The following is a 17,933-nucleotide window of genomic DNA, read 5'->3' on the forward strand; positions in this document are numbered from 1 at the left end:
TGCACCGGACCCGTACCCATCATCGCGCACGGCATGTTCGGACGGCGCACGGAAGGACCCCGATGACGCAGAGCCCCGTACTCCTGCCGCTGGCACCGGTGACGCGCACGGCGCCCGCGGCGACCGTCGCCGTGGTCTCCCTGCCCTTCTTCACGCCCTTCGCCACGTGCTACCCGGCCGTCCTCATCACCCGGCGGCTGCGGCAACTGGGCTGCCGCGCCCGCTTTCTGCCGGCCCATATGGAGTTCTACGCCCATGCCCGCGGCCTGGGGCTGACGGAGAACGCGTACAAGCTGTTCACCAACCGGCACTTCGCCGCCGACGTGGCCCTGCTGCCGCTGTGGTCGGCGCCGACCGCCGCGCACCGGGCGGAGCGCGAGGAACTGGCCCGCACGGAGTTCCTCGCCACCGCCGAGGACGAGGCACGGCTGCGTGAGGTGTTCGACGGCTATCTCGACCGGCTGGCCGAGCGCGTCCTCGGTGCCGAGGTGCTCTGTCTGACGAGTACTCACTTCCAGCTGCTGCCCAGCCTGTTGCTGGCCCGCCGGGTCGCACGCCTGGCCCGCGAGCGGGGCGTCCCGCGTCCGCGCGTACTGCTGGGCGGCTACTTCGGCTCCGTCCAGGTCGCCCGGGACGTCCTGGCCCTGCACGAGGAAGTGGACGTCGTGGTGTACGGCGAGGCCGAGGACGTCCTCGGTGACGCCGTCCACCACGCCCTCGGCGGACGGCGCCGGCTCGTCGCCGGCAGGGCGCACACCTTCAAGGACGGCTATGCGGAGCAGTCCGCCCTGGTGGCGGCGGGTCTGCGTCGGCCGTGGCTGCGCGACCGGCTGGTGGTGAGCATGGAGGTGTCCCGCGGCTGCTACTGGGACCAGTGCGACTTCTGCAACTTCAACGATTCCTACGACGCCCGGTTCAAGATGCACGATCCCGGACGCGTCCTGGCGGAGATGGCCCATCTCTCCCGGACCTACGGACAGCGCCGGTTCCAGTTCCTCGACACCGCGCTGCCACCCCGGTTGGTCCAGTCGCTGGCCGACTCCGGTGAGCGTCACGACTACCGGGTGTTCTGCGAGATCAGGCCCGACTTCGGCCGGGAACGGCTGGGCCGGCTCGCCGCCCTGGGCCGGGTCACCGTCCAGTTGGGCATCGAGACACTGCTCGACGACCACCTCGACCTGATGAACAAGCGACAGACCGTCGAGGAAGGTGTCCGCATGCTGTACGCGGCCCGGGAGTTCGGGATGCACAGCGTGTGGGGTGTGATGATCGGCCACCCCAAGGAGACGCCCGACCACCGCCGGCGCCTGCTGCGGGAGATCCGCACCCACCGAGGAGCGGGGCTCCCGGCGCCCAAGTACCTCACCGAGTGCGAACTGCGCCCCGGCAGCGGACTGTGGGACGAGCGCGCGGAGCTCGGGCTGGGCGTCGAGTTCCCGTGGCGGATGTTCGACAGCCTCCTCAGCCCGCGGGAGCACGCCTGCTCCCTGATCCCCAGCCGGGTCAGCGGCATGCCCGCCGAGGAGCCGCAGTACCGGGCCGACCGGCGGGAGATCAGCGCGGAACTCACCGCCTGGCAGCGGGAACAGGGGATGGAGGTCGGCCTCGATGCCTGACTCCGGCGGTACGACCGTGCTCACCCGCTTCCGAGGCGTCACCGTGGCGTTCCGCTGCCCGGACCCCGCCGACACCGCCCACCTGCGCTACTACCTCAGCGACCACCTCCTGCCCGACGGCTCGCCGGTCGAGCTGACGGTCCGTCTGGAGACCGCGGACGGCGGCTCCTTCACGCAGGCCCTCGGGACGCCCGCCACCAAACGTGTCTGGTGGCGCCCGACCGCCGGACCGTGGCGACTGTACGAGGAGTGGGGCACGCACGCCCTGCTGCCCTCGCCCGTACCGCCGTTCGGCCTGCCGCCGCTGCGCGACCGACTGCGCCTGCGCCACGGGGCCGCGCTCGCCGCCCCCGACGGCAGCGCCCGCACGCTCGCCGTCACCGGCGCGAGCGGAGCCGGCAAGTCGGTGGTCCTCGTACATCTCCTGCGCCAGGGCTGGTCGTTCGTCTCCGACGACCTGCTCGTCATGGACCGGCAGGACCCAGGAAGGCTGCACTACTACGGCCGTCCGGTCGGCGTCCGGGAACGGAACCTGCGGCTGCTGCCCTGGCTGGACGCCGCCCTGCTGTCCGACGTCCCGTGCCTGCCCACCCGGTGGGGCCGCACGTGGATGGTGCGGCCCCAGCGCCTCGGCCGGTGCGCCCCGGTCGATCAGCCGCTGCGCCTGGCCTGGCGTCTGCATCTGACGCGCGGCGCCCGCTTCACCGTGCGCACGGCAGGCCCCACCACGTATGTCACCTGGGATCCCCACCTGCACCTGGAAGAGGTCCTGGCCGTGTGCCGGCGGCCGGCCGGAGAAGGAGACGGCCATGCCGCCTGACTCCCCGCAGCGCCCTCGGAGCGCCGAGCGGCTCTTCGACTTCTTCGGTGCCGTCGTGCGGGTCCGGTGCACCCCCACGGACGCCACCGACCTCGACTTCTTCTTCGGCCCGCACCGGGCGGAGCCCGGCACGCGACCGCGCTACGGTGTCGAACTCCATGCCGGTGACGGGGGCTTCCTGCGGTCGCTGCTGGCCAAGGACGACGCGCCCAAGTCGTTCCGGCTGAGTTCCGAGCCGGACGGTGAGCTGATTGAGGAGCGGAGCTTCACCCGCTGGTCGTCCGTGCCGTCGCCCCTGCCGCCGTTCCGGGCCCTGCGCGCGGACATCGCCACCGTGCAGGCCACGGTGCTGGAGCGGGAAGGGCGCTGTCTGGCCTTCCACGGTGATCCGCACAGCGGCAAGACCAGTCTGGGCCTGGCGCTCCTGGCGCGCGGCTGGGCCCTGGCCTCGGACCAGTTGCTGGTGGTGGAGCGGGCCACGGGTGCGGCACGGCCGTACCTCACACCGACCGGTGTACGGGGCCCTACCCTGGCCGCGATGCGTGACGGAACCCTGGCCGGCCTGGAACAGCGCCGCTCCTTCTGCACGGTGAGCGGTGAAGTGGTGCTCGCCCGGCCGGAGAACCTGGGCGCGGTCGTACCCGTCGGACGTCGGCTCGGGCCGGTGCACCTGATCGTGGTACGGCGGACGTCGGCAAACGCGCCGGCCCTCGTCGCCGGCGGGCCCGTACCGCGCGTATGGCCGCCCGGAGCCTGGTCCTGGCTGAGGGGCGCGCTCGCGGACGACCGAGCTCAGAGCCTGCTGACCCTGCCCGCCGAGGGCGGCGTACAGGCGGGCGCGGACCTTGTGGAGGAGTGTTTCGGTGCCTAGCCTGACCGTCGATCAGATCACCAAGCTGTACCGCACGGGAACGGAGGCCCTGTCCCGGGTCTCCTTCACCGTGGATCCCGGCACCATGCTCGCCGTGGTCGGCCACAACGGAGCGGGCAAGTCGACCCTGCTGAACATCGTCTCGGGACTGATCCGTCCCACCTCCGGCACGGTCACCACCGGCACCGGGCGGGGCAGGCTGATGTGGGCCCCCCAGCGCACCATGGTCGACTGGTCTCTGACGGTGCGTCAGAACATTGAACTGGTCGCCCGGTTGACGCACACGCCGTTGTCGTCCGTCGACCGGGTGCTGGAACTCCTCGACCTGGAGAAGGTCTGTTCCCGGCAGGCCGAGTACATCTCCGGCGGACAGTTGCAGCGCGTGCAGATCGGCCGCGCCCTGGTGGCCGACGCGGCCGTCTATGTGCTCGACGAGCCGACGGCGGGACTCGACCCGGCCGCGGGCGAACTCGTGATGGAGCATCTGCGCGAGCGCGCCGCCGCAGGTGCCACCGTGCTGGTCTCCTCGCACGATCTGGACGCCGTCGAGCGCACCGCGTCCGACCTGGTCCTGCTGGACGAGGGCCGGCTGCGCGCTCACCTGCCGATCCAGGAGTTCGTCCGGCGGGCGGGCGCCACCATGAAGGTGAGCGTGGTCTTCGCCGAGCCGATGCCCGAGTCCTGCCCGGACCGGCTCGCCACCACCCTGCCCCCCGAATGGGCCCTGGAGACCGAAACCGACCGGACCGGCCTGTCGGTCCAGGTGCCGCTGGCCACCGGACTGCGACCGGTCCTCGCCTGGCTGCCGCCGGAATTGGAGGTGCTGGATCTCAGCGCCGAGAAGCAGTCGCTGCGCGACGTCTATCTCGCCCGCTACGCCGACCGGACCCCCGCCCCCCAGACTGCGACGGTGCTGAAGTGAAGACGTCCCTGACGCTGGCCCGCTTCCACCTGCTCAGCGTGTGGAACTGGCGCACCAGCCATCTCAGCCGGGTCATCGAGGCCCCCGCCTACTTCCTGTTCATGGTCACCGGCCTCAGTACCCTCGTGGCGGGCGCCCGCATCGACGGCATGTCGTACGACGACTTCGCCTACGCCGGTGTCCTGGTCGTGATCGCCATCCGCGCCCTGTTCTGGTGCATGGGCGACGTGGCCAACGACCGCAAATGGGGTGTCTACGCCGTCGCCCGGACCACCGATGTGTCCTTCCCGCAGTACATCGGCTCCATCCTGGCGGCGAACACCCTGGTCGCCACCGTGCAGATCGCGGCCATCCTCGTACTGAAGCAACTCCTGGGACGGGGCAGCCCTGTCCAGGATCTGCGGATGGCCGGACTGGCCGTGCTGGTGTGTCTGCTGACCGTGCTGACGGGCTGCGCACTGGGGTTCGGGATCAACAGCTACAGCAAGCGCGACCTCATGACATCGCTGTTCAGCCTGCCGCTGGTCATGACGGCGCCGCTGTTCTACTCCCTCGACGACCTCCCGGTGTTCATGCGGGTCCTGGCGGCGGTCAACCCGTTCACGTACTGCGTGCTGCTGGTCCGTTCCCCCGCCACCGAGAACTTCCCGACCCAGGCCGTCGCGGGGTGTCTGGTGGCCGCGCTGCTCGTGGCGGGCGCCTTGTATCTCGCCTCCGGCCGGCACGAACTGGCCTCCAACGAACAGGGCTGATCACGATGCCGCCGATCGGAGAGCACCCCGGCCCCTTCACGGCCGTGCACGGCTTGGTGACGGCCGGCGCGGCGGGCTACTGGTGGCAGGACGCGCCGACCGGCGCCCGCCTGCTGCGCGGGGACGCGAGCGGAGTGCGCCCCGTGGACGTGCCGCGGGAACCCGGCGACCTGCGCCCGCTGAGCGTCCACCCCACCGACGCGGGCCCACTGGTCGTCGCGTACGGCCGTCCCGGCGGCGACTACGGCTACCTTTCGGAGCCCGGTGCCCCGGACTCCGTACTCGTCCGCCGCCCCGGCGTCGTCCACCTTCCGTGCGTGCCGTCGGGGGACGGCGGCACGGCGGGGCCGGGGTTCGTCTACACGGGGTTCGCGCCGGGAGCCAGGCTGGAGGACCCTCCGGTCGACGGGCTCAGGGTGGCGGTGCACCGTACCGGCGAATCCTTCGCCCAAGACCGTGCGGTGGCCCTCGGCGACGACCCTCTCGCCCTGGTGACCGTGGAGCCGACCGGTGACCCGGCGGCCGCACTGGTCCGCTCCACCGCGCACGGCGTCACCACGCAGCGCCTGCTGCGTCCGGACCCGGCGACGGGCCGATTCGACCTCACCGCGCTGCCTTCGGCGACGAGCCCGCGCACCCGACTGGTGCTGAGCGCGGACCGCTGGTGGCACGGTGAGGCACTGGGCACCCCCAGGGCCGTCCTGCGCGCGGGGCCGCCCGGGGACCCGGAGGCGGCCGAGACCGTCATCTTCCCCGAAGGAACGGCACTGGCATGGATCTGGGGCACCCGGCACAGCCTGCTGGTCCGTACCGTCGCCGGGCGCGGTGCGAACGCCGCCGAGGCCCTTTACCGGATCGACGGCGACACGCTCCAGCCGTGTCTTGTCGCCGGAGGGCGCCCCGGCGACTCCTTTCCGGAGGTGGCCGCGTCACCCGCGGGGGACTGCGCCCTGTGGCTACGGGTCTCCCGGCGGCCGGACGGCACCGCCGCCGGCCGCATGGAGCTGCTGCCGGACGGCGAACAGCGAGCGCATCCACTGAGCGCGACCGCGTGGCCCGCCGCCCTGCCCCGCACCACCCGGTACTGCACGGCCGGCGACGGCAACCGGCTTCCCGTGCAGCTGTCCGGGACCGAGGGCCCCGTCCTGCTGCTGGAGCACGGGGGGCTCACCGCTCTCGCCAACGCGCCCCTGGAACGGGCCCTGGAGGAACTGGCCCGCGCCGGGCGGCTGACGCTCGCCCGGGCGGTGACGCGGTCGCTGGTTCCCGCCCATCGCGTCCCCGGCGGGGAACGCGGCTACAACGACCTTCTGCACGCGGCACGCATGCTGCGTGCGGACATGGGACCGCGCCGCCCGCTCCTGGTCCTGGGGCACAGTATGGGCGCGGTCGGCGCCGCACGCGCGGTGCTGCTTCAGCCGGGCCTGTTCGACGGCTGGATCCTGCGCTTCCCGGTCACCGACCTGGTCGGCTTTCCCCGTCTCGGCATCGGCCGGCACTGGACGGGGATGCTCGGCGACCCCTCCCGCACCGACCACCTCCGCGCCCTCACCGGCCTGTCTCCCCTGCACATGCCGCTGCCCCCCGGCCCGTTGCCACCGGTACTGATCCAGACCGGCACGTACGACACCCGGGCCGACGCCCGGCACGCTCTGCGGCTGGCGGAGCGGCTGCGCGGGCGGGGGCCCGTGACCCTCAGCAGTTACCCCGTCGGCCATGTGGAGCGGTTCAGTGAGCCAGGCTCCCGCCGGGCCGTGGCGGAGGTGACGGCCTTCATCGGCGCGTGCCCGGCCGTCGCCCCCGACCTGGAAGGAGCCTCGCAGTGACCGCCACCGGCATCGACCACGCCTCCCTCGTCGTCGTGGACGACGTGTACGCCGACTTCGAACGGGCCCGGGCAGCCGCCCTGGCCTGCGCCTTCGCCCCCCGGACGGACAGCGCCTTCGCCTACCGCACCGCCCAGGCACCCCGCTGGATGCAGGAGGAGGCCATCGGCCGCATCTGCGAGGTGCTCGGGCCCGGGAGCCGACAGGAACTGATCGCCAATCACCTGCACATGTCCTCGGCCATGGACTGGAAGGTCAACCTGCATCGAGGCGCCCGCATTCACGTCGACGAGGCCCGCTGGGCGGGCGTGCTGTACCTCAACACAGCGGAACAGTGCCGCGGCGGCACCTCCCTCTACGCCCACCGGCGCACGGGCGTCAGGCACTTCTTCGAGCTGCGGGGCCGCCCCGACGCCCAGGAGATCCTCGCCGACGGCGGTGACATCGCCAACTGGCGGGAGCTGGTCTCGCTGGCGATGGTGCCCAACCGGCTCGTACTGTTCGACCCCGGCCAGTTCCACCAGGCCCAGGAGTACTTCGGCGACAGCAAGTCCTCGGCCCGCCTCATCCACAACTTCTTCTTCCGGCACATCCCGGCCCACTTCGACCCCGACCGGGACGGCGTCGGCGCGGCCGGCGTCATGGGGGGTGCCTGAGTCGGTCAAGGGGCTTGTACGAGCCCTGAACCGGTCAGGAGTCCTGTATGAGCAGCCGGCCTTGTGCGGCGTCGGGGGAGACGAACGCGAAGGCCGTGGGCGCGGCGCCGAGATTGAGATGGAACGGCTGGAAGTTCGGGTCGAGCTGGAGGGCGAGTTCCCACGGGCCGTCGTCGGGCCAGTCGTCGCCCTGGAAGAACGCGGGTGTTCCGCCGACCTTGTCACCGCTGACCTGTTCCCAGTAGAGATCGTGGTCTTCGGGCGGAGGCGTCCGATGGTCGTGCTGCGGACGGAAATCGGGATCCTGCTCCGGCCGCAGACGGACCGTGTACTCCGCGTCGGACCCGTCCTCGGCGTGGTAGAGGGTCGGCCCGGTGACCATCGGGAGCGTGGAACCACCGTAGGTACCGCCCGGCTGCACGATGACCGCGTTGGCGCCCTCGTCGGGAAAGGCGATGTCGGGGTCGAAGAACGTCTCGTCGCCGTGGTCCGCGTGCGTGACGAAGACATACGCGAGCTTGCCCCGCCCCAAGTCGCCCAGCACTGCCTCGAGTTCGACCTGGCAGACGAAGCGCATCGGCTCGTCCCAGGCGTCGTTGACCGGCCACTGCGGTTCGGAGAGCCACACCGGCTGGCCACCGAACTTGGTGACCGGCGCGGTGACGGGCGCCGCGGCGGGCACGAACGCCTCGATCCTCCACGTCCGAACCATGAGCACCCTTTTCCTCGCGACGGCCCAGGAGGCAAGGGACCGTACGACCGGTTTCCCGGCGGCATCGGCGCCTCACCCGTCCATCGTGCCAGCACGGCGAGGCCCCCTCGCCGAGGGGGCGGCGATCGCACGGGACTGGGGCCCGGCCCTGCGTCCGACCGACGGCGACGGGTTCTCACCGCACCGCGACGACCGACTTGAGCGTCGGGGGAGAACTCAGCCGGGCACCGGAGCCTCGGGAGCGGGCAGCGGTTCCGCGGTCCTTGGGGCCAGTGCGCGGACGGAGGGGGTGGCGACCATGGTGAGGGTGGCGAGGAGGATGAGCGCGGCGGCCGCGTAGAGGGTGGCATGGAGCCCGATGAGGAGTACGGCGGGTCCGGCCGCGAACTGGGCGAGCGGGATCGCGAGGTAGGAGCCGAGGTCGTCGTAGGCGTAGACGCGGGCGAGGCGGTCCTGGGGGATCTGTTCGTTGAGGGTCGAGTACCAGGCGACACCGGCCTGCTCGACGCCCACGCCCGCCACGAAGTTGGCGATGACCAGCAGCCAGGTGTGCGGGGCGAGGGCGAGCAACAGCGGGGTCGTCGCCGTCAGGCCCATCAGGGCGCAGCCGACCAGGATCGGGCGCCGGGGCTGCCAGCGCAGTGACAGTACGCCGCCGGCGACCGCGCCGAGCGAGGACGCGGCGACGGCCAGACCCCAGCCGGTGCGGCCGATCCCGGTGGCGTCGGCGACGGCCGGACCCAGAACGGTGAACGAGGCCGTGAGGCCGGCGTTGAGGAAGCAGAAGGCCACCACGATCACCCACACCCAGGTGCGGGAGGTGAACTCCCGCCATCCGACACGCAGTTCATGTACCACACCGGGGCTGGGCTCCGGCGGTGCGACCTGGACGCGGACCAGCGCGAAGGACACGGCGGCGAGCGCGAAGCTGAGCGCGTCGACGGCCAGACCCCAGCCCGGGCCGATGACGGCCACCAGGACACCGCCCAGCGACGCACCCACGATCGTCGCACCACTGCCCGCGATCCGGGACAGCGCGAGGGCGCTGCGACGGGAGTCGACCGGCACGGTCTGGGGCAACAGGGCCTGGGCGGCGGGCTGATAGCACGAACCGGACGCCCCGTTGACTGCGGCGAGCACCATGAGCAGGGGGATGGCGGCGCTGTGGGTGAGGACCAGGGTGGCGACCACCGCCTGGCTCACGGCGCTGACCACGCTGCTGCCGACCAGCAACGGGCCGCGCGGCAGCCGGTCCGCCAACACTCCGCCGTACAGCAGGAAGAGAATGCCCGTGACAGAGTGGGCGCCCACCACCAACCCGAGCGAGCCGACCGAGCCGGTGGTGTCCAGTACGGCGAAGGCCAGGGCGATCGGCGCGACCCCGTTGCCGAGCAGGTTGGCCGTCGTACCGATGAAGAGGTGACGGAACGGGCGGTGGCGCAGAGGCGCCAGGGCGGCAGACATGCGCCTGATCGTCGGGACCGGGCAGCGCGCCCGTCAACCGGATTAACGACGGTCCATGGGCGCTGTCCGTCTCACTCGTTACGGGCGTCTTCGAGCTGGAAGTGCCAGACGACCACGATCGGGGAGTCGTCCAGGGCCGCGGCCGATGCTTCCGGGCACCAGTGCAGCAGGTCCCAGGACATGTGCGACGGGAGCGGGTCGGGGGCGGTGCCGGGGTCGAGGCGGAGGTTGGGGCGGCCGGGTTCTTCGCAGTGGCGGACCTGGAAGCCCAGCGGGAGGGCGTGTGCGAGATAGACGCTGAGCGGGCGGTGGTACTCGGCGAGGAGCGTCGGGCGGCCGTCCGCGCCGGGGCGGCGGGCCAGGGTCGGCCGGAGGTAGGAGGTCAGCAGGTGGGCGTCCGAGAGGACGAGATGTCCGCCGGGGCGCAGGACCCGGGCGAACTCCGCGAAGACCGGGGCCAGGTCGGGCACATGGGTCAGAGCCAGCGCGCAGACAACTGTGTCGACCGTCTGGTCGGCGAAAGGCAGCCGGTGCAGGTCGGCCTCGTGGAAGTCGACGTCCGGCAGGCGCGTGCGGGCCTGCGCGAGCATGTCCGGTGAGGCGTCGACGCCGGTCACCCGGTGGCCGAGCCGGTGGAGGTGGGCGGTGTGGCGGCCGGTGCCGCAGGCCGCGTCCAGAGCCGTGCCGACCGGCAGGCCGTCCAGGATGCGCCGGACGACAGGCTGCTCGACGTCGATCATCTCGTTGCCGGGGGCGTCGTAGTGCGGCGCCCAGTCCTGGTAGACGTCGGCCGCGCTGATGGTGCCCGGTTCCGCCGTGACTGCCTCGGCCTGTGCGAGGGCGGGTGTCCGGAGGAGGGCGCGGATCTCGGTGATCCGGGCCTCGACGAACGCCTGGTCGCCGCCGCCCTCCCTGAGGCCGCGTAACAGAGCGGCGCCCTGGACTCCCAGCAGATATCCCAGAGGGCTCAGATAGGTCATCCCACGGACGGTACGCATCCGTGCTCCGACGACTCCAATGGTTTTGGGGTGCTGCCCCGAGCCGACTGCTCGAAGCCCATCACGCGTGGGCGAGAAACTCAGTTGATCCCGGCCCTGGCGCAGCAATACTGGCTGAGGTCTCGTTGATCGGTCCGCTGCCGGCATTTGGACGTGGGCCCGGGGGAGGGATCGAGGCGAATGACCATGCACGACGACCAAGTGGACGTGACCACCGACATCGTTGCCGCCCTGATCCAGGAACAGTTTCCTGACTGGAGCGGCAAGCCGATCCACCTCCTGCCGTCGACCGGGACGGTCAACGCCGTCGTCCGCATCGGGAACGACCTCTCGGCACGCTTCCCCCTGCGCCTGTCCGATCCCGCCGAGACGCTGGCGGCTCTGGAACGGGAGGCCCGGGCGAGCGCGGAGCTGGCACAGGTGTCCCCGTTCCCCGTCCCTGAGCCCATCGCCGTGGGGAGGCCCGGAGCGGGTTATCCCATGCCGTGGTCGATCCAGACCTGGCTGCCGGGAACGGTCGCCTTCGATGCCGACCCGAGCGGGTCGGACGCCTTCGCCGGGGACCTCGCGGCCTTCATCTCGGCCCTGCGGGCCGCCGACACACGGGGGCGGCTGTTCAGCGGCGAAAACCGCGGCGGCGTGCTCACTCGCCACGACGAGTGGATGGCGAAGTGTTTCGAGGAGAGCGAAGGGCTTCTCGATGTGCCTCGGCTACGTCGATTGTGGAGCCATTTCCGCGAATTGCCGCGCACGGACGCCGACGTGATGTGCCATGGCGACTTGATTCCCGGCAATGTACTGGTCACCGGAGACCGGCTCGGCGGTGTGCTCGACACGGGCGGCTTCGGCCCGGCAGACCCGGCGCTGGATCTGGTCAGTGCCTGGCACCTATTGCAGTCAGGCCCGAGAGATGTGCTTCGGCGGGCGCTGGCCTGCGACGATCTGGAGTGGGAACGCGGCAAGGCATGGGCGTTCGAACAGGCGATGGGTGTTGTCTGGTACTACGTCGAGACCAATCCCACGATGAGCGCAATGGGACGCCGGACGCTTGAGCGCATTCTGGACTCGATGACCGTGGTGCCGGCCGGATCGTAGGCCGTGACGGCCGGATGGTAGGCCCGGACGAAGACGATCCGGAGCCGCCTACGGAATCTGTCGGCCTGCCGGGATGCGAGGCGGTGAGGTGCGCGTGACGCTGGTGCCATGTCCGAGTGCCGCGTCGCCGTCCTCCACGACCTCACCGTGTCTCTCCAGAATCAGTGGGGTCGATGACGGCGCGCAAAGGCCGCCGAGCCGGTGCTGAGCTCGACGTGGAAGCCGTTCTCGACGAGCTGTACACCACGGCGCCGTCCGACTTCGTCGCTCGACGAGAGACGGCGGTCGCGGCCGCCAAAACGGCCGGTCGGCCGGATGACGCACGCCGTATCCACGCGGCCCGCCGTCCCACCCTCGCGGCTTGGGCGGCGAACCTCCTGCTGCGCTCCCAGCCGGAGGAAAGCCGGCAATTCCTCGAACTGGGACAGGCGCTGCGCGAGGCCTACCAAAGCCTGGACGCCGAGGGTCTCAAAAACCTCTCCGCACAGCGCCGCCGTGTCGTGACCGCTCTGTCGAGGCAGACCGTACAACTCGCCCGCGAGGCCGGGCAGCGGCTCTCGGAGTCGGTCCAGTAGGACCTCGAAGCGACCCTGCGCGCCGTACTCGCCGATCCGGACGCAGCCGACCAGTGGGCCGGTGGCCGCTTGGTCAACGCCCTCACCCCGCCGTCGGACTTCCGCCCCAGCACGGCGCCACAGGCCGCGAGGCCGCGCGCCCGCAGCCGCTCCGCGCCCCCGAAGCCGGCGCGGGCGAAGGACGAACTCGCCGATCGGCGCCGCGCCCGGCAGGAGCAGCTCGCCCGAGCGCAGGAAGCGGCCGAGGCGGCACAGCAGCGCCTGCGTGAAGAGCGCGCCCGGCGAGCGGTCGCCGACGCCGAGCTGCAGCGGGCGCGCGAGGGCGCTGAGCAGGCCCGCCGACGGCTGTCCGGCGTCGAGGAGCAGCTGCGGCAGGCACGCGAGGAGTGTCAGCGAGCCGAGCACGAGCAGCAGGCAGCCGAGGAGCACAGCCGGGCCGCCGCCGACGCGGTCGCCGAGGCCGAGCGGGAGGCACGCGCGCGGACGCAGGCCGTACGCCGTATGAGCGCGGGTGGCACGTAGGCGGCGCCGGCTGAGCGGCTACCGGGCGCTGCGGAAAGGCACCCGGTCCTCGCGGCGGCGTGCTGGTCGGCATGTACGATGGATGATCTTTGAAGACGGACCTCAGAACATGGTTGTCGTTGGCTCCGCTGCATGCCCGGTGGTCAGCCGCGCAGTTGCTCGGCGGTTTCCTGGTAGGCCTCGGTGGCGCGGGTGAAGTAGTCGTAGAGGACGTCGAGTTGGTCGGGTGTGTAGCCGGCGAGGATTTCGGCGATCCGCTGCCTGGCCGGAGCGAGGGCTTTGTCCAGGGCGGCGGGCGTGCCGGCCGGTTCGACGATGACTTTGCGTCGGTCGTCGGGGTCGGGTGTCCGGCGCACGTATCCGGCCTGTTCGAGCCGGTCGATGAGGCGTGTGGTGGGACCGGTGGTCAGGCCGGTGCGGGTGGCCAGTTCGCCGGGGGTCATGGCTCCGGCCAGCTGGAGGATGTTGAGCGCGTACAGGTCGGTGGCACCGAGTTCGCAGGCGCGGGCGCTTGCGTGGCCGTGGAACATCACGGCGCTCAGATAGCGCCGGTAGGCCTCGCTGCCGCCGGCTCGGGACGCGGGCGTTGACATGGGCTCCCCCTCTCCCTAATCTCTTCCTCAGAGAAGAGAAATCTTCTGTGAAGTAACTTCTTCGAAGAAGTTATCACGATGGGGGAACACCATGTCCATGTACGCCGACAGCGCTGTCCGGGAGACCGACACCGCCGAGATTCGCGCTCTCCTGGAGCGCAGCGTGGCCGCCTGGAACCGCGGCGACGGCACCGCCTACGGTGAGCAGTTCACGGCGGACGCCACCGACGTCACCTATGTCGGCACCGTGTACCGCGGCGGGTTCGAGATCGGCCGCGCCCACCAGGCCCTGTTCGACAGCTTCCTCAAGGGAACCGAGCTGGCCATCGAGCCCATCGACCTGCGCCTGCTCGGCCAGGACACCGCCGTCGTCGTCACCCGCGGTGAGGTGTACAAGGGCCGCAGGCCCAAGCGTCTGGGCAAACTGGCCACCTATGTGGTGGCCCGAGAGACGGACGGCCGCTGGCGGATCGCCGCAGTCCAGAAGACCCGGCACAGGCCCCTTCTGGAGGCACTGTCCTTCCGCGCCCGGCCCGCGACCCGGCCGACCGCTCACACGGGTTGACCGCACTGTAGACGTGGTGGGGCCGGGAGCGACCTGTATTTCGGTGTGCCCCAAACCGACCTGGCCCGGTTGGCACGGCTCGAAGACGCCGTACCGCCCATGCCTGCCCTACCGGACGGCGAAACCGTTCTCGCACCCTGGGACACCCACTGTGTTCGGCTGGGTCGGTGGCGGCGGCAGCTATGCGTACGCCGACACCGCCACCGGCACCTCCTTCGCGATGGCCAAGACCCGCCTGACGCCGCACTTCATCACCGCACAACGCCTGGCGGACCTGACAGCAGCCGAGACCGACCCACGTGCCTGAACCCAGGAGGCGACCCGGCCGCCGCCCAGGACCATGTTCGGCCTAGGACCATGGGCCGAGGCCGGTTCGGGCCGGGGACCGGTCCCGCTCCCGGGCCGCCTCGCTATCGTTGCTGAACAGCCACGATCACGTATGTGATGCTGCCGACCGGCCGGCTACGCCCGACGCATCGCCGAGGAGCCGATGGCCCATCCCCTGTGTCCTGGATGCTCCGAGGAGAGCGATGCCGAGCGACGGTTACACGTACCTGTGCGAGTTCGACGTGCTGGAGGACGGCGTACCCCGGAGGTTCGAGGTGGAGGGCATGCCGCTGTCCCTCGTGCTGACCGAGAAGCAGGTCTTCGCGATTCATGACATGTGCTCGCACAGTGCCGTCTCGCTGTCCGAGGGAGAGGTGGACGGGTGCACGGTCGAGTGCTGGCTGCACGGTTCACGCTTCGACCTGCGCACCGGCTCCCCGCTCGATCCACCGGCGACCCGTCCCGTCCCCGTGTACCCGGTACAGATCGAGGACGGGTGTGTGTACGCGCTCCTGCCACGGAGCGAACGGTGACCGGGGCACCCGAAGAGTGCACCGCGGAGCGGGCCGACGCGGCCCGCAACCGTGCTCGACTGCTGGAGGCGGCCGCTCGGCTGGTGGCCGAACAGGGCGCGGAACATGTGACGATGGACGAGGTGGCCCGCGCGGCCGGGGTGGGAAAGGGCACGCTGTTCCGCAGGTTCGGCGACCGCACCGGACTTCTGCTGACCTTGCTGGGCGACGCCGAGAGCGAGTTCCGCGAGGCGTACACCTCGGGTCCGCCCCCACTGGGACCGGGAGCGCCGCCGAGGGAGCGGCTCACCGCGTTCGGCTGCGCCCTGATCGAGCGCATCACCGACGAGAACGACCTGGGGGCCGCACTGGCCCGCCAAGTCCCCCTCGAACGGCGCCACTCCGCCGAAAACGCCACGTCCTTCCACCACCACATCGCGTCCCTTCTACGGGAGGCGGGTGTGGCCGCCGATCACGAGATGCTGGCCCACGCCATGCTCGTGTTCACCAATTTCGAGACCATGGACTATCTGCGCGAGGACTGCCAGGTCACCACCGCGCGTCTTCGGGCCACCTGGGCGGACATGGTCCGGCTGGTGACCGCAGGCACCGAAGGAAGCCGTCCTGACTCGGAGTCATGACTGAGGGGCCCAAGGGTCCTCATAAGAAAGCAGTAGGACCCTGGGACCCGCGACCTTCAGGATGCCTGGAGGTGCTGTTCGGCGGCCCAGGTGGCCAGCAGACGCAGCCGTTCGTGGGTGGGGGAGCCGGGAGCGGCGGTCCAGACGGTCAGATGCTGATCGGCGTCGGTGTTGGCGGTGTAGGTGTCCCAGTCGAGGACGAGTTCGCCGACCACCGGGTGGTTGAGGGTCTTGGTGCCGACGGTACGGGCCGCCACCTTGTGGTCGCCCCACCACTTGGCGAACTGCTTGTCCCGCGTGGACAGTTCGCCGACCAGCTCGATCAGACGCGGGTCCTCGGGGTACTGGGCGGCCTCCATCCGGATCTGCGCCACGGCGATCTGCGCCGAGGCCTCCCAGTCGGCGTACAGGGTGCGCATGGCTGGGTCGGTGAAGATGAGCCGGGGGTAGTTGCGGTGCTTCTCCGGGATCCGGGAGAAGTCGGTGACCAGGGCGGCCGCCAGCGCGTTCCAGGCCAGGATGTCGCCGCGGCGGCCCTGCACGATGGCGGGGGTGGCTGTGAGGTCGTCCAGCACGCGCTGTAGCTGCGGCTGCACCTGCTGGCGGCCGCGACGCCGGATACGGGGGGTGGTCTTGCCCGCGAGCCGGAAGAGGTAGCCGCGCTCGTCGTCGTCCAGATGGAGGACCCGGGCCAGCGTCTCCAGCACCGGAGCGGACGCCTGCATACGGCCCTGCTCCACCCGTGTGTAGTAGTCCGTGCTGATCGAGGCGAGCTGGGCCACCTCCTCCCGGCGCAGCCCGGCGACCCGGCGGGGCCCGCCCGTCTCGGCCAGCCCGACCGTGCGCGGGCTCAGCTCGGAACGGCGCTTCTTGAGGAACTCTCCCAGCTCGTTGAGAGGGACGTTGTCGGGGGTCATGCTTCCCATCCTGTGGAGGCGGGCAGGTTCTGGTCGGCGGCCCAGGGGGAGAGGATGCGCAGCTGGTCGTGTGCGGCGGTGCCCGGGGCGGCGGTCCAGATGGTCATGTGCTGGTCGGGGTCGGTGCTGGTGGTGAGGACCTCGCAGAGATACGTCCTTGTTCGATCGCGGGCTCAGTTCGGGGGGCGTTTCCTGAGAAATTCTCCCAGCTCGTCGAGGGGGATACTGCTGGTCATGCTGCCCAGCATGGCATCGGTCGCACGCCGGGAAGGGGGGAGAGTTTTCTCCCAGGATGTTTCCTTCCCGGGGCAGGTCCTTCCCAGGATGAATCTCTCCGCTTTTCGCGCCCGCGTCCGTGTGTGAGGCTCGATACCGAGCGGCCCGGAGCGAAGCACGCGGTGCTTCCGTGTTCGAGGCTGCCGACCAGAACCCCTCGCACCGAAAGAAGCACCCTCATGCGTGGAGCAGTGTTGTACGGCCCCGGTGACATCCGTTTCGAGGAGCGGGAGGATCCGAAGATCCTCCGGCCGACGGACGCGGTGATCCGGACGGTCGTCACGTGTGTGTGCGGCTCGGACCTGTGGGCCTACCGCGGCACCGATCCGGTCACCGGACCCACGCCGATGGGGCATGAGTACGTCGGCATCGTGGAGGAGGTCGGCGCCGAGGTCACCCACGTCAAGCCGGGCCAGTTCGTCATCGGCTCCTTCGCGACCTCCGACAACACCTGCCCCAACTGCCTGGCGGGCTACCAGTCCTCCTGCACGCACCGCGAGTTCATGTCGACCTGCCAGGCGGAGTACGTGCGCATCCCCAACGCCCACGGCACCCTGGTCGCCACCGACGACCTGCCCGCCGACGAGTTCCTGCCCAGCCTGCTGGCCCTCTCCGATGTCATGGGCACCGGCTGGTACGCCGCGAGGGCCGCCGAAGTCCAGCCCGGCTCGACCGCCGTCGTGGTCGGTGACGGCGCTGTCGGCCTGTGCGGGGTGATCGCCGCGAAGGAACTGGGCGCGGAGCGGATCATCGCCATGTCCCGGCACGAGTCCCGGCAGAAGCTGGCCCTGGAGTTCGGCGCCACCGACATCGTCACCGAGCGGGGCGAGGAAGGAGTCGCCCGCGTCAAGGACCTGACGAACGGGGTCGGGGCGGACAGTGTCCTGGAGTGCGTGGGCACCGCGCAGTCCATGCGGCAGGCCCTGCACACCGCCCGTCCCGGCGGCAACGTCGGCTTCGTCGGGGTCCCCCACGACGTCGTCGTCGACGGCCAGGAACTCTTCTTCTCCCACGTCGGCCTGCGCGGCGGCCCCGCCCCCGTCCGCGGCTACCTGCCCGACCTGATCGACCGCGTCCTGTCGGGCCGTATCACCCCCGGTAAGGTTTTCGATCTCACCCTCCCCCTCGACCAGATCGCCGAGGGCTACAAGGCCATGGACGAACGCCGCGCCATCAAGTCCCTCCTCACCCCCTGACCCTCTTCACCCCCTGACCCTCTTCACCCCCTGACCCTCTTCACCCCCTGACCCTCTTCACCCCCTGACCCACCTAA

Annotated in this window: 20 protein-coding genes; 15 read left to right on the forward strand and 5 right to left on the reverse strand. The window is 70.9% G+C overall.

The window, feature by feature from the left end; genetic code table 11:
• Positions 1–62: 62 nt before the first annotated feature.
• The 7 genes from ABZT17_RS24510 to ABZT17_RS24540 are packed head-to-tail and all read left to right on the forward strand — an operon-like array spanning position 63 to position 7,463.
• A complete protein-coding gene (locus ABZT17_RS24510; protein WP_356351720.1) occupies positions 63–1,616 on the forward strand; it encodes a radical SAM protein in 1,554 nt (517 codons plus the stop codon).
• Positions 1,609–2,436 (forward strand): hypothetical protein, encoded by an 828-nt coding sequence (locus ABZT17_RS24515; RefSeq protein ID WP_356351721.1) that lies wholly within the window; start codon positions 1,609–1,611, stop codon positions 2,434–2,436. Before ABZT17_RS24510 ends, ABZT17_RS24515 begins: the two co-directional genes overlap by 8 nt.
• Positions 2,426–3,307: a hypothetical protein gene (locus ABZT17_RS24520; RefSeq protein ID WP_356351722.1), complete on the forward strand. Its 882-nt coding sequence runs from the start codon at positions 2,426–2,428 to the stop codon at positions 3,305–3,307. The genes ABZT17_RS24515 and ABZT17_RS24520 overlap by 11 nt, the downstream gene beginning before the upstream one ends.
• Complete coding sequence (locus ABZT17_RS24525) at positions 3,300–4,229, forward strand: ABC transporter ATP-binding protein (protein ID WP_356351723.1); 930 nt, start codon at positions 3,300–3,302, stop codon at positions 4,227–4,229. The genes ABZT17_RS24520 and ABZT17_RS24525 overlap by 8 nt, the downstream gene beginning before the upstream one ends.
• The gene (locus tag ABZT17_RS24530; protein ID WP_356351724.1) at positions 4,226–4,981 is read left to right on the forward strand and encodes an ABC transporter permease; all 756 of its coding nucleotides are present in this window, start codon (positions 4,226–4,228) and stop codon (positions 4,979–4,981) included. Before ABZT17_RS24525 ends, ABZT17_RS24530 begins: the two co-directional genes overlap by 4 nt.
• Before the next feature lie 5 nt (positions 4,982–4,986).
• Positions 4,987–6,807 carry a prolyl oligopeptidase family serine peptidase gene (locus ABZT17_RS24535; RefSeq protein ID WP_356351725.1) on the forward strand — a complete coding sequence of 607 codons (1,821 nt, stop codon included), beginning with the start codon at positions 4,987–4,989 and terminating at the stop codon, positions 6,805–6,807.
• Positions 6,804–7,463 (forward strand): DUF6445 family protein, encoded by a 660-nt coding sequence (locus ABZT17_RS24540; protein WP_356351726.1) that lies wholly within the window; start codon positions 6,804–6,806, stop codon positions 7,461–7,463. Before ABZT17_RS24535 ends, ABZT17_RS24540 begins: the two co-directional genes overlap by 4 nt.
• A gap of 34 nt (positions 7,464–7,497) precedes the next feature.
• Here the strand turns inward: ABZT17_RS24540 and ABZT17_RS24545 are convergent, their stop codons facing one another.
• From ABZT17_RS24545 to ABZT17_RS24555, 3 genes are all read right to left on the reverse strand, one after another.
• Complete coding sequence (locus ABZT17_RS24545; protein WP_356351727.1) at positions 7,498–8,175, reverse strand: DUF1963 domain-containing protein; 678 nt, start codon at positions 8,173–8,175, stop codon at positions 7,498–7,500.
• A 216-nt stretch (positions 8,176–8,391) separates the two neighbouring features.
• Positions 8,392–9,639 carry an MFS transporter gene (locus ABZT17_RS24550; RefSeq protein ID WP_356351728.1) on the reverse strand — a complete coding sequence of 416 codons (1,248 nt, stop codon included), beginning with the start codon at positions 9,637–9,639 and terminating at the stop codon, positions 8,392–8,394.
• Positions 9,640–9,710: 71 nt separating this feature from the next.
• Positions 9,711–10,619 (reverse strand): class I SAM-dependent methyltransferase, encoded by a 909-nt coding sequence (locus tag ABZT17_RS24555; protein WP_356351729.1) that lies wholly within the window; start codon positions 10,617–10,619, stop codon positions 9,711–9,713.
• A 198-nt stretch (positions 10,620–10,817) separates the two neighbouring features.
• Between ABZT17_RS24555 and ABZT17_RS24560 the strand changes: the two genes are divergently transcribed.
• From ABZT17_RS24560 to ABZT17_RS24570, 3 genes are all read left to right on the forward strand, one after another.
• Positions 10,818–11,732 carry an aminoglycoside phosphotransferase family protein gene (locus ABZT17_RS24560; RefSeq protein ID WP_356351730.1) on the forward strand — a complete coding sequence of 305 codons (915 nt, stop codon included), beginning with the start codon at positions 10,818–10,820 and terminating at the stop codon, positions 11,730–11,732.
• Positions 11,733–11,905: 173 nt separating this feature from the next.
• On the forward strand, positions 11,906–12,307 hold the full coding sequence (locus ABZT17_RS24565) for a hypothetical protein (RefSeq protein WP_356351731.1): 402 nt from the start codon (positions 11,906–11,908) through the stop codon (positions 12,305–12,307).
• A 69-nt stretch (positions 12,308–12,376) separates the two neighbouring features.
• A complete protein-coding gene (locus ABZT17_RS24570) occupies positions 12,377–12,829 on the forward strand; it encodes a hypothetical protein (protein WP_356351732.1) in 453 nt (150 codons plus the stop codon).
• Positions 12,830–12,972: 143 nt separating this feature from the next.
• Here ABZT17_RS24570 and ABZT17_RS24575 read toward each other — a convergent pair whose 3' ends face one another.
• Positions 12,973–13,422 carry a MarR family transcriptional regulator gene (locus ABZT17_RS24575; RefSeq protein WP_356351733.1) on the reverse strand — a complete coding sequence of 150 codons (450 nt, stop codon included), beginning with the start codon at positions 13,420–13,422 and terminating at the stop codon, positions 12,973–12,975.
• A gap of 91 nt (positions 13,423–13,513) precedes the next feature.
• Here ABZT17_RS24575 and ABZT17_RS24580 point away from each other — a divergent pair, with 91 nt between their 5' ends.
• The 4 genes from ABZT17_RS24580 to ABZT17_RS24595 all read left to right on the forward strand — a co-directional run bounded on the left by ABZT17_RS24580 (position 13,514) and on the right by ABZT17_RS24595 (position 15,467).
• Positions 13,514–13,987 (forward strand): SgcJ/EcaC family oxidoreductase, encoded by a 474-nt coding sequence (locus ABZT17_RS24580; protein WP_356351734.1) that lies wholly within the window; start codon positions 13,514–13,516, stop codon positions 13,985–13,987.
• 151 nt (positions 13,988–14,138) lie between these two features.
• The gene (locus tag ABZT17_RS24585; protein ID WP_356351735.1) at positions 14,139–14,294 is read left to right on the forward strand and encodes a hypothetical protein; all 156 of its coding nucleotides are present in this window, start codon (positions 14,139–14,141) and stop codon (positions 14,292–14,294) included.
• Positions 14,295–14,517: 223 nt separating this feature from the next.
• Positions 14,518–14,847, forward strand: a complete 330-nt coding sequence (locus ABZT17_RS24590) for a non-heme iron oxygenase ferredoxin subunit (protein WP_356351736.1) — start codon at positions 14,518–14,520, stop codon at positions 14,845–14,847.
• Positions 14,844–15,467 carry a helix-turn-helix domain-containing protein gene (locus tag ABZT17_RS24595; RefSeq protein WP_356351737.1) on the forward strand — a complete coding sequence of 208 codons (624 nt, stop codon included), beginning with the start codon at positions 14,844–14,846 and terminating at the stop codon, positions 15,465–15,467. Before ABZT17_RS24590 ends, ABZT17_RS24595 begins: the two co-directional genes overlap by 4 nt.
• A 56-nt stretch (positions 15,468–15,523) precedes the next feature.
• Here ABZT17_RS24595 and ABZT17_RS24600 read toward each other — a convergent pair whose 3' ends face one another.
• Complete coding sequence (locus ABZT17_RS24600; RefSeq protein ID WP_356351738.1) at positions 15,524–16,384, reverse strand: helix-turn-helix transcriptional regulator; 861 nt, start codon at positions 16,382–16,384, stop codon at positions 15,524–15,526.
• Positions 16,385–16,839: 455 nt separating this feature from the next.
• Between ABZT17_RS24600 and ABZT17_RS24605 the strand changes: the two genes are divergently transcribed.
• The gene (locus tag ABZT17_RS24605; RefSeq protein ID WP_356351739.1) at positions 16,840–17,856 is read left to right on the forward strand and encodes a zinc-dependent alcohol dehydrogenase family protein; all 1,017 of its coding nucleotides are present in this window, start codon (positions 16,840–16,842) and stop codon (positions 17,854–17,856) included.
• Positions 17,857–17,933 lie beyond the last annotated feature (77 nt).

It is taken from the genome of Streptomyces sp. NPDC005648 (assembly GCF_040605395.1).
In the GTDB taxonomy this organism is placed as follows: Bacteria; Actinomycetota; Actinomycetes; order Streptomycetales; family Streptomycetaceae; genus Streptomyces.